The 10,734-nt window shown below is 58.1% G+C and carries 11 protein-coding genes; all 11 read right to left on the bottom strand.

Translation table 11 applies throughout. The features are described 5' to 3' along the window. On the bottom strand, positions 1–770 hold a 770-nt coding region (locus HFK74_RS32345), incomplete at its 3' end, for an aldehyde dehydrogenase family protein (RefSeq protein ID WP_180207136.1). Beyond that, the gene (locus HFK74_RS32340; protein ID WP_180207135.1) at positions 767–1,672 is read right to left on the bottom strand and encodes a dihydrodipicolinate synthase family protein; all 906 of its coding nucleotides are present in this window, start codon (positions 1,670–1,672) and stop codon (positions 767–769) included. The genes HFK74_RS32340 and HFK74_RS32345, both read right to left, overlap by 4 nt. 177 nt (positions 1,673–1,849) lie before the next feature. Beyond that, positions 1,850–3,169 (bottom strand): FAD-binding oxidoreductase, encoded by a 1,320-nt coding sequence (locus tag HFK74_RS32335; RefSeq protein ID WP_180207134.1) that lies wholly within the window; start codon positions 3,167–3,169, stop codon positions 1,850–1,852. 98 nt (positions 3,170–3,267) lie between these two features. Next, complete coding sequence (locus tag HFK74_RS32330) at positions 3,268–3,990, bottom strand: GntR family transcriptional regulator (RefSeq protein ID WP_180207133.1); 723 nt, start codon at positions 3,988–3,990, stop codon at positions 3,268–3,270. Positions 3,991–4,096: 106 nt separating this feature from the next. Then, a complete protein-coding gene (locus HFK74_RS32325) occupies positions 4,097–5,080 on the bottom strand; it encodes a GlxA family transcriptional regulator (RefSeq protein ID WP_180207132.1) in 984 nt (327 codons plus the stop codon). Positions 5,081–5,143: 63 nt separating this feature from the next. Continuing rightward, positions 5,144–6,142, bottom strand: a complete 999-nt coding sequence (locus tag HFK74_RS32320; protein ID WP_180207131.1) for a 4-hydroxyproline epimerase — start codon at positions 6,140–6,142, stop codon at positions 5,144–5,146. Positions 6,143–6,153: 11 nt separating this feature from the next. After that, positions 6,154–7,005 carry a proline/glycine betaine ABC transporter permease gene (locus HFK74_RS32315; protein ID WP_008064467.1) on the bottom strand — a complete coding sequence of 284 codons (852 nt, stop codon included), beginning with the start codon at positions 7,003–7,005 and terminating at the stop codon, positions 6,154–6,156. Continuing rightward, positions 7,002–7,850, bottom strand: a complete 849-nt coding sequence (locus HFK74_RS32310; protein ID WP_180207130.1) for a proline/glycine betaine ABC transporter permease — start codon at positions 7,848–7,850, stop codon at positions 7,002–7,004. Before HFK74_RS32310 ends, HFK74_RS32315 begins: the two co-directional genes overlap by 4 nt. Further along, a complete protein-coding gene (locus tag HFK74_RS32305) occupies positions 7,847–8,965 on the bottom strand; it encodes a glycine betaine/L-proline ABC transporter ATP-binding protein (protein ID WP_180207129.1) in 1,119 nt (372 codons plus the stop codon). Before HFK74_RS32305 ends, HFK74_RS32310 begins: the two co-directional genes overlap by 4 nt. A gap of 77 nt (positions 8,966–9,042) precedes the next feature. After that, positions 9,043–9,891, bottom strand: coding sequence for a glycine betaine ABC transporter substrate-binding protein (locus HFK74_RS32300; protein ID WP_180207128.1), 849 nt, complete (start codon positions 9,889–9,891; stop codon positions 9,043–9,045). Between the two features lie 154 nt (positions 9,892–10,045). After that, positions 10,046–10,264, bottom strand: coding sequence for a hypothetical protein (locus HFK74_RS32295; protein WP_180207127.1), 219 nt, complete (start codon positions 10,262–10,264; stop codon positions 10,046–10,048). Positions 10,265–10,734: the final 470 nt, after the last annotated feature.

The following is a 10,734-nucleotide window of genomic DNA, read 5'->3' as shown; positions in this document are numbered from 1 at the left end:
GCATAGTTGAGGAAGCGCCGCCCGGTCGCCGTGGAACCGGTGAAGCTGACCATCGACACATCCATGTGCCGACCCAGCGGCTCCCCGACTTCACCGCCACCGCCGGACAGCACGTTGAACACACCGGCCGGTACACCGGCTTCAAACGCCAGTTCGGCGACACGCAACGCGGTCAGGGTGGTTTCCTTGGCCGGCTTGACGATGATCGAGCAACCGGCGGCCAGGGACGGGCCGATCTTCCAGGCCAGCATCAGCAGCGGGAAGTTCCATGGCAGCACCAGGCCGACCACACCGATGGCTTCACGCACCACCAGGGTCAAGGCGCCGTTGCCGACCGGTGCCGTGTTGTCGTAGATCTTGTCGATCAGCTCGGCGTGCCAACGCAGGGTGTGAATGGTTTCCGGCACATCTGTGAGTTGGCACTCGCGCACCGGCTTGCCGCTGTCCAGGCTTTCCAGCACCGCCAGTTCGTGGGCGTTCTGCTCCACCAGGTCGGCAAAGCGCAACAGCACTTTCTTGCGCTCGCCGGGGCTCAGCTTGTGCCAGCGACCGTCTTCGAAGGCCGCCTTGGCCTTGGCCACGGCGAAGTCCACGTCCTGGGCATTGCAGGCCGTGATCTCGGCCAGCACTTCATCGGTTGCCGGATTGGTCGTGGTGAAGGTTTTGCCCGACAACGAGGTGTAGGACTCGCCGTTGACGAAGGAGCGAGTCGGGAACTTCAATTCCCGGGCAATGGCGGCGTATTCAGCCGCGCTGAGAAGGCCAGTCATTTTGCGCTCCCGGTCACCTGGGCGACCTCACGTTTCAGCGTGGTGATGATGTCTTGCAGGGCCTGTTTCTCGTGCTCGTACATCGGTTGCAGCGGCGAACGCACACTGCCGGTGCGCAGGCCGTTCAACTCGCAACCGACCTTGATCGACTGGACAAACTTGCCGCTTTCCAGGAAGTCCATCAGGGGCATGAAGGCGCTCATGATCTTGCGGCCTTTATCGAAGTCCTTTTCCACCACGCAGGCTTCATACAAGGCCACGTGTTCGCGCGGGATGAAGTTCGAGCCGGCGCACACCCAACTGCGCGCGCCCCAGGCGAAGAACTCCAGGGCCTGGTCATCCCAGCCGCAGGACAGGCTGATGTTCGGGTATTCCCGCGCCAGGCGATGCACCTGGGCCATGTCGCCGGAGCTTTCCTTGATGGCGACGATGTTCTTGCTCTCGGCCACCGCCGCGAAATACTCCGGGCCCATGCTCACGCCCATGCGCGCCGGGTAGTTGTAGAGCATGATCGGCAGGTCGGCGGCACGGTCGACGGTCAACGCGTGGATGGCGTTTTCTTTCTCGGTCGGCAGCGCGTACGGCGGCGAACCCACCAGGATGGCATCGGCCTTGATGGCGCGGGCGGCCTTGGCGTATTCGACCGAGTCTTCGGTGCGGATGGCGCCGGTGCCGATCACCAGGGGCAAGCGTGTACCGATGACGTCCTTGGCCTGGGTCGCCAGCTCGATGCGCTCTTGCGAGGTATGGGCGTAATACTCACCGGTCGAACCACCGATGATGATGCCGTGCACCTTGGATTCGATCAGGTACTCGAGCACTTCAGCGAATGCCGCTTTGTCGATGTCACCGCTGGCGGTCAGGGGCGTGATTGCCGGGGTATAGATGCCTTCGAATTTCATGATTTGCTCTCCAACTGTCAGGGATGTTTTCAACTCAGCGGCTAACGAAAACCCAAAATCCAGGTGAACGAAAACCGTCTCGATCAGAAACAATCAGCCTCCATGGACGCGCCAATAGAACTAAAAACTTCCAATCAATGGTTTTAATTACTGGGTTATCTATAAGTTGTTACTTGATCAGCTTTCCTTTCCTGCCCGGCACTGACCCCACAGCAAGTTCATATTGACGCCCGCTGAAAGGATCGGCTCAGGCGGGTTTCTGTTCGGCCCCGGGGAGGACAGGAGAAAGTCCGTAAGATGACTGTTCTTGCCCGCCAGCCAATCGGCCAGCAATGTGCCCGTCACCGTTCCCCGGGTAACACCCAGTCCGTTGCAACACAGGGCGCCATAGACGTTATTGGCCAACTGGCCGAAGTGCGCCATGTGGTTTCTGGACAACGCCAGCGACCCGCCCCAGGTGTATTCGAAATTGACCTCGGGGAGCATCGGGAAGCGGCGTTCGAAAGACTCTATGTGGCGATGTTTGAACCGCTGCAGGTACTTCTGATGACTGCGGCCATCGGCATTGAAACTGAAGCTGTTGCGCACCAGCAGGCGATTGTCGGTTGTGCGGCGCAAGGTCGTGCCAAAAGGATCGGCGGGAATCACGCCCCAGTAAGGCAAGCCACCCAATCGCGCCTGCTCTTGTTCCGTCAGCGGCCGGGTCAGGCTCGCGTAGGTGAAAATCGGCAGCATGCGCCCTTTCAAAAAGCCGAAGCTCATGGCGAACGCGTTGTTGGTCAGGAGCAGTTTGTCCGCGACGATACGACCGTTGCTGTGGGTCAGAATGGTTTTTTCGCCGTACTCGACGCTCGTAATCGGGGTGTTTTCGTAAAGCGTGACGTTGGCGGGCAAGCTGTCGGCCAGGCCCTTGACCAGTGCCGCGGGCTGGATCAGGGCCGTGCCCGGGGTAAACAGGGCCTTGCGATAAAAGTGCGTGCCGATGTGATTCGGCAAGTCCTGCTCTTCGATCACCTGGTATTCCTGGCCCAGCTTGTCCAGGCCACGACGGTAGGCATCCAGCACCGCTATGCCTCTGTTCTCGATGGCGGCCTGGTACTTTCCACACAGGCGGAACTGGCAGTCGATGCGGTGTTTTTCAACAAGATCTTTCAGGATGGATTGACCCATCAGGTTCAATTCCATGCTGATTTTGGCGGTCTTGATATCACCGATATAGTCGTCGGCGCCGATATCGTGTGGCAGGTCAATGGCGAAGCCGGCGTTTCTGCCGGATGCGCCATAACCCACTTCCTGGGCCTCGATCAGCACAATCTCGTCATCAGGAAAATTCAGCGCCAGCTGACGCGCCGCCGCAAGTCCGGTGAAACCGGCACCCACCACGACCCAGCGGGCCGAGCGGTTGCCAGAGTGGGACGCACGGGCAACCCTGGGCTGGCTAAGGTGAAACCAGCCGCAAGTTGAATCATCTGCCGGTGTGTATTTGATCTTTGCCATTGTCGAGACCCGGGTTTTTTATAGTGCTATAAGCCGCCCGTCTGCATCGATCAAATCACTTCATGTGAAGCGTTCATGCAAGTAGAACCGGCGGCCTATCAAAAATTAATGGCGACTTCCAACCCTTCCGGTGCGGCGTATTCGGACATCCGGCGACGCGACAGTTCAAGGTGCGCCCGCACGATATCGCCCGCCAGGGCCGGGTCATGGTTTTCAATTGCGGCGATCATTTCGTCATGCTGCTGGGTCGCCAACTTCAGGTCTTCCTGCATATCAACGGTCGTTGGGTGGCGATAAAAAATCTTTCCCAGTCGCGCATGGTCGATCAACAACCGCTGCAGGCTCGGCATCAAATAAGCGTTATGCGCCATCTTGCCGATCTGCAAATGGAATTCATCGTTGTACAGCACGCGTTTTTCGACATCCTTTTCCTCGATGGCTTCGCGGAAACATTCCTGGATGCGCTTGAGTTCGGCAATCTCCGAGGGCCTTGCATGCGTCGCGGCCAGTTGGGTTGTCGCGATGTAGATCAAGGGGGCCGCCAGGAAAAAGCTGCGCAGCGATTGATAGTTCATCGACGACACGCGGGCGGCCCGATTCGCCTCGAGGTCGATGTAGCCTTCAGCTGCCATTTGGCGCATCAGCTCGCGCACCGGTGGACGGGAAAGCCCGAACTCGTCACACAAGGCCAGCTCGTCAACGACGGCACCGGGCGCCAGCTCCATGCTCAGGATACGGCGCCGCAGCGTCTCTCCCAGTACGGCCTTACGGTCAACAGGCAGTTCGGAGGAAGCTTGGGATTCGAGATCTTTCGTTGCCATGATGGAAACCTTACGGGTAAGTGAGCGTTGTCTACTACCTGTATTATCACTATAAAACAGCATTATTCTTTGTGTCTACAATTAATATACTAACCTTGAGCGCTGGTTATTTCACCAGCCTGACTTCCTTGGAGGGCCGATAGCCAAAATACGAGCTGTAGCACTTGCTGAAGTGGCTGGGCGAAACGAAGCCACAGGCCACCAGCACCTCGACCTGGGACAACTCCGTGTGCTGGAGCAGCCGGCGTGCCTCGGTAATGCGCAATTCCATGTAGTAACGCTGAGGCGTGGTGCCCAGTTGCTCCCTGAACAACCGCTCGAGTTGTCGGCGCGATCGCCCGGCGTAAACCGCCAGTTGCTCCAGCTCCAGGGGCTCCTCCAGGTTGGCGTCCATCAGCTTCACCACCTCACGCAACGGTGCGCTCACACAAATGTTTTCCGCTGGTTTTATGCGTCGGTAGCGAGATTCCTCAAACGCGAGGATGTCCTCGATACCCTCGACCAGCGCTTTGTCATGCAGGCCCTTGATCCAGTCCAGCGCCATGTGGAAGGCCCCCGACGGGCTGGACGCGGTGAGCCGGTCCCGATCGATCACGTAGGGCTCGCTGCTGACCTGGGTCGCCTTGCAGAACTCCGCCAGCGCCGGGCGATGTTCGGGGTGCACGGCGCAGCGATAACCCTCGAGCAATCCCGCGCGCCCCAGGAACCAGGCGCCATTCCACAAGCCGGCCAGGTTCACACCCAGCTCGGCGGCTTTTGCGAGCAGGCCGGTCAGCTCCTCCGACGCCTTCAGTTCCGTGCGGTAGCCACCGCAGATAACCAGCAGATCGAGGTCCTTGATCGCTGCGCAATCGATCTGGCTATCTGGCCGGATGACCAGGCCCAGGTCGCTGACCACCTCACCGTCGCTCATGCCGAACGTGCGGGAGGTGAACAGCTGGGGGCGCAGAAGATTGGCCGTGACCAGCGTATCCAGCACTTGCGTGAATGCCGGGAGCGAAAAGTGTTCGAGCAGCAGGAAGCCTGCTCGCACCGTTCGCGCCATGGCGTTGGGGTTGTCATTGAGATAGCGAAGATTTTTCCCCTTCATGCCTCCGCTAAATTGGCGTCGTTCGATCACGGGTCGATCTACTCTGTTACGTTCGAGAACACATCAAGCAAGCTGAAAGCCATGGCGCAGGGGATCGCGGTCGTCGACAAAAATGGTGTTGTGCCCGGTGATCTGCGCCCAGCCACCAATGCTTGGTCGAATACCCTCGAAGGCCCCGACCTTGACCGCCGCCTCGACTTTGCCTTCGAAGATGGTTCCGATCAGGCTTTCGTTGCGGTACGTCTCCCCCACCTTTAGCCGGCCCTTGCCGAACAACTGCGCCATTCGCGCAGACGTACCGGTGCCACCGGGAGACCGGTCAATGGCCTTGTCGCCGTAGAACACTGCGCCACGACCATCGGCCGCCAGCGTGTGCCCCTCGTCGCACCAGATGACGTGGTGAACGCCGCTGATCCTGCTGTTCTCGGGATGCACCGGGTCACTGACTTCAACCAGGGCCGCGCGCAGTTTCTGGCTCAGGACAACGATGTCGGCGCTGCTCAAGCCTTGCAGGCCGGCCCAGTTTTCCTGCGGCTCGACCACTGCGTAGAAATTGCCGCCGTAAGCGATGTCCACGACCAGTTCACCGACACCGGGCACCTCTACCACCACATCGGCGCTGTGCAGGTAACTGGCGACGTTGAACAGGCGAATCGAATCAACGTATTCGCCGTTCATGGTGTAGGCCACATCGACTCGCCCGGCAGGCGTCTCGATGGCCAGCGTGCCAGGTTCGCGCGGTGTGACCAGGCCTTCCTCGATCACCACGGTGGACATGCCGATGGTGCCGGCGCCACACATGGGCAGGCAGCCACTGACTTCGATGAACAATGCGCCGAAATCGCAGTCATCACGGGTGGAGGGATAGATGATCGCCCCCGACATCACGTCATGGCCCCGGGGCTCGAACATCAACGCGGTGCGAATCCAGTCATGATCACGCACGAAGATGTCGCGGCGTTCGGCCATCGAAACGGAGGGCAACAGCGGCCCGCCGCCTGTCACTACCCGCACCGGGTTCCCGCACGCATGGGAGTCCACACAAAAAAAGCTACGTCTCATTCTGAAAATCCCTAAACCAGTTTGCGTGGGGAATGACGCTGCAACGCGCCGCGCGACAGTCGATCCAGCAGCAGCGCCACCGCGACAATCGCCAGGCCCGCACGAAGACCCAAGCCCATTTCCATCCGGGTGAGGCCGCGAGTCACTTCGGCGCCAAGGCCGCCAGCACCCACCAGGCCCGCCAAAACCACCATCGCCAAAGACAGCAAAATGCATTGGTTGAGCCCCACCAGCAGCGTCGGCGCTGCAGTCGGCAACTCGATCTTGAACAGGATTGCCCTGGGCGAAGCACCGATGGCCTGCCCCAGCTCAAGGAACTCCTTGGGCAGTTGCTTGAAGGCCAGGGTCGTCAGCCTGAGCATCGGCGGGATGCCATAGACGATGGTGGCGATGATTGCCGGTACGCGACCCAGGCTGAACAGCATCACCGCGGGAATCAGGTAAACCCAAGGCGGAACGGTCTGCATGATGTTGAGGATCGGCAGGAATGCGTCATCCACCTTCTTTACACGCGCGGCAAGCACACCGAGCGGAAACGCGATGGCAACCGAGATCAGCACGGCCACCGAGACCAGCGCGATGGTTTGCATCGACGCCACCCAAAGCCCGGAGAACAAGCAAAATGCCAACATCAAGGCAGAAAACACCGCGACTTTCTTGTTGGCGAAAAAGAACGCCAGCAACGCCACACCGCCGATCATGGCGTAGGGATGCGGCGCCAGCAGCGCCCCTTCAACGCCGCCGAGTACGGCTTCGATGACCTGGCTGATGACCTTGAACAAGCCATGCAGATTAGCGTTCAGCCAATCGACCGCAGGCGCGAGGAATTCACCAGGAGAGAAATGGATTTCTGCAGTACTCATTGGGAGTCTCCCATCCGGGACCGCGCAGCGCTCTGCGCCAATCGATCGAGGATCATGGTCAGGATCACGATGGCAATGGCCGCGTTGATCGACTTGGCGATATCCAGTGTGCGAACGGCGCCGTAGATCGATTCACCCAGGCCACCTGAACCGACAATGCCGGCGATCACCACCATGCCGAAGGCCATCATCAGGCTTTGGTTCACCCCTGCCATGATGCTGGGCATGGCGAACGGCAAGCGGATCTTGAAGAACATCTGCCACCCGGTGACGCCGCTGGCCTCCCCTAGCTCGATAAACTCCTTGGGCGTCATTCGAATCCCCAGGGAGGTCAGGCGCATGGCGGGTGGCACGGCAACGATAAAGGTCGCCAACAGGGCGGTGGCCGTGCCATAGCCCAGCAGCGCGATGGCCGGAAGCAGGTAGATGTAGGGCGGCATGGTTTGCACCAGATCCAGGAACGGATCCACCACTCGATCAAAGGACGGAGTGAGCCCGGCCAGCACGCCCAATGGTATGGCGACCACCAACGCGAGCACGGTGGCGGTCAGCACCAAGGCAAGGGTACTGACGGTTTCCGGCCACAAGCCAATGACGTCACAGAACAACAACGCCAGGCCTGTAAGAATCGCGAACCGCACGCCAACGGCCCGCCAGCCAATCAGGGCCATGACGATCGCGATGACGTAATACGGTGGATAGGCAATGCACCATTGCACGCCTTCAAAAATTCCCTTCAGCGCCGTATTGGCCGTGTCGAACACAAACTCGCCGTTGTCCATCAGCCATTCAAGGCTCGAGTCGATGACCGCGTCGAATTGATTGGAAAAGTCAGGGATGCTCATGTCGAGGCCTCCAGAACCGTGCCTGCAGGTGCTTGCGCGAATTCGTTCGGAATGCCTTGAACGCCGCGCAGCAGGTCCCGTGGCGTGATGATGCCGACTACCGCGCCGTTATCCACCACGGCAAGGGCATCGCGCTCGGACTTCATGGTCAATCCGATGAGCTCGTTGATGTCGGCGTCGGGTGTGGTTTTCGGGAGTCGGGCGATGTCACAGCCCGGGTTGGCCACTTTGAACGGCTCGACCGGTGTCATGACCGAATGCGCCCGCACCAGATGCAACCTGGAAATGCCCGCCACAAACTCCGCGACGTAATCGTCAGCCGGATTGAGCACGATCTCCTCGGCCGTACCGACTTGAATGATCGCGCCGTCCTTCATGATCGCGATGCGGTCGCCGATGCGAATCGCTTCATCCAGGTCGTGGGTGATGAACACCGCCGACTTGCCCAGCTCCTTGGTCAGCTGGCGGAACTCATCCTGCAGCTGTCGACGAATCAGGGGGTCAAGCGCACTGAACGGCTCGTCCATCAGGATCACTTCAGGGTCCGCCGTGATCGCCCGCGCAAGGCCGACACGTTGTTGCATACCGCCGGACAACTCGGTGGGATATCGCGACATCCAGTCACTCAGGCCAACCTTGGCCAAGGCCTGCTCGGCCACCTTGTAACGCTCGGCCTTGCCGACGCCCTGCACTTCCAGGCCAAACGCGGTGTTTTCCAGGACCGTGCGGTTAGGCAGCAGTGCCACGCTTTGAAAGACCATGCCGATATGACGCGCCCTCACCTCTCGCAGCTGCGCCGCATTCAAGGAAGAGAGTTCTTTGCCCTTGACCACGATCTTGCCGGCACTGGGGGTGATGAGCTTGTTCAACAGCCTGATGAGGGTAGATTTGCCACTGCCGGACAAGCCCATGATGCAGAAGATTTCTCCTCGGCGAACCTGGAGACTGACGTCGGAGACGCCGACCACGCAACCGTAGTTTTGCAGGATCTGAGTCTTGGTCAGCCCCTGCTGAACGACGGCATTCATCGCTGCAGGCGCGGCTTTACCGAAGATTTTCCAGACTGACTGGCAATCTATCAGCACTTCGTTGGTGTCAATTTTGGCCGTTGTCATTTTTATAACCCGTGAACCAGTTTTCTGGTTTCTCTATTGAATCAAAGGGCGGCAGTGGCGAAGAAAAGAGACGCTGTTTATTTCTTTATGTTTTCCCAACGCTTCAACAGCTCAGCGTTTTTAACTGTCCAGTCTTGAATGGCCTGATCCATGGTCTTGCCATCCTTCACTTCGCTGTTGATCGCCGTGATATCGCCCAGGGGCACGTATACGCTTGCGATCACTTCGCGCGCTTTCGGGTACTCTGCCGAGAAGCCTTTATGACCAATCCAGTAGTAACCCTGTGCTGGAGGGAAAATGGCTTTTGGATCCTTGAGGAACTTCAGGTCAAACTTTTGCACCATCCACGACGGTTCCCAAATCGTTACAACAACCGGTTCTTTACGATCGACTGCCGATTTCAGGGCGGCGGTCATCGCAGCGGTACTGCCTTCCAGCAGTTTGAGCTTGAGGCCGTAGCCGCTGACGGCGTTGGTCGCATCGCTCATCAGGCCAGACCCGGGCTCGATGCCGACGATCTTGCCGCCCAGCTTGTCGGCGTTGTCGTTCAGCTGGTCGATCGAGTCGATATCAACATACTTGGGAACGGCAAACCCCTGGTAAAGCCCGAAGGACACCGGGGACAGTTTTTCCAGGCGGTTCTTGTTCTTGTTCCAGTAGTCCTGCGCCGCATAGTCGGTTTGGGAAGTGAGGATCTGAATGTCGCCTTTGCTCAGTGCAGCGTAAGCAATGCCCCACTCGGAAAACTCAATGACTTTCACCGTGTAACCAGAATCTTCAAGTACTTTTTTGGTGATTCCGGTAATAGGCGTCAAGTCTTCCCAGGATAATGTGCCCATGGTGATGGTTTTTTCTTCTGCATGAACAGGCAAACACATCATGCCCGCCACAGCGACTGCGCAGATTGCCTTCCAAATCTTCTTCATGGCCTTCCTCGATCTACGATTGGAACTTGTTATATTAACTTCCAGAAACAGAAGTCCGTGGTGTACAACAGTAAGTCCACCCTCTATTACAGGTAATTCCTGTCATTCCCTGACTGATTTAAACTTATTGCCTTCAGCTATTTCGACTTCACTTTTATTGAGCCTTGGCGTGAGTTTGGCCGGGATCAATATAATTAAAGACTAGATAGGCGGCTCTGCGCTCATTGCAGGAAATGTTGGCTTTTGCGTGCTTTCGCGAGAAAGCTGAAAATGCCTGATCACCGGGGCGGTTGCGGGGTGTCTTTTCAGTACCCGGTTCCGGGGTGAGGAAACGACGCTTCAGGTCGTTTTGAGTGTTCTGGTTGTTCTTCACTACGCTCTCCCAAGGTCGCCTTTACAGCGCCTCCGGCTTGGTGTGGAGTCCAGATTCGCACGCGTTGAGCGCACCGTCAACGCTTAGTATTCTCTATGTATACAGACAGAATACTGTTGATATTCACATAGAATTATTAAATATTCGTTTTGAAACAATGACTTGTGATTTTTCTGTCAGTTTTTATGGTCGCTAACAGGAATGTTTGTTGTCGTGAATTGAACGCTTTTTTCGTGTCGATTCTGGGTGCTCGGCGGTTGAGGCAGTCTGGGGGCGTCATGGTGGCGGTCTTGTGCGACATGCCAGGCTGAAGCACTGGGGTGTATATCCGTTGCTGCGGTAACGGCTACTTATGGTTCCGCTTTTACAGCGGCTCACTTTTGAAAGAGCCCAAAAGTAAGCAAAAGGCTCTTGCCCCACCACTCGGTGCCTCGCTAGGGCTCGGCATGCCCTCACTCCGGCATTGCTCC

Origin of the sequence: Pseudomonas sp. SbOxS1 (genome assembly GCF_013416725.1) — a bacterium.
Lineage (GTDB): Bacteria > Pseudomonadota > Gammaproteobacteria > Pseudomonadales > Pseudomonadaceae > Aquipseudomonas.
The sequence above is the reverse complement of the archived record's forward strand: the minus strand, read 5'-3'. Positions and strand labels throughout refer to the sequence as shown.

Bases quoted from the DNA above. Each gene is read 5' to 3' on its own strand.
- HFK74_RS32340 (WP_180207135.1), bottom strand. From the start codon at position 1,672: ATGAAATTCGAAGGCATCTATACCCCGGCAATCACGCCCCTGACCGCC.
- HFK74_RS32335 (WP_180207134.1), bottom strand. From the start codon at position 3,169: ATGGCAAAGATCAAATACACACCGGCAGATGATTCAACTTGCGGCTGG.
- HFK74_RS32330 (WP_180207133.1), bottom strand. From the start codon at position 3,990: ATGGCAACGAAAGATCTCGAATCCCAAGCTTCCTCCGAACTGCCTGTT.
- HFK74_RS32325 (WP_180207132.1), bottom strand. From the start codon at position 5,080: ATGAAGGGGAAAAATCTTCGCTATCTCAATGACAACCCCAACGCCATG.
- HFK74_RS32320 (WP_180207131.1), bottom strand. From the start codon at position 6,142: ATGAGACGTAGCTTTTTTTGTGTGGACTCCCATGCGTGCGGGAACCCG.
- HFK74_RS32315 (WP_008064467.1), bottom strand. From the start codon at position 7,005: ATGAGTACTGCAGAAATCCATTTCTCTCCTGGTGAATTCCTCGCGCCT.
- HFK74_RS32310 (WP_180207130.1), bottom strand. From the start codon at position 7,850: ATGAGCATCCCTGACTTTTCCAATCAATTCGACGCGGTCATCGACTCG.
- HFK74_RS32305 (WP_180207129.1), bottom strand. From the start codon at position 8,965: ATGACAACGGCCAAAATTGACACCAACGAAGTGCTGATAGATTGCCAG.
- HFK74_RS32300 (WP_180207128.1), bottom strand. From the start codon at position 9,891: ATGAAGAAGATTTGGAAGGCAATCTGCGCAGTCGCTGTGGCGGGCATG.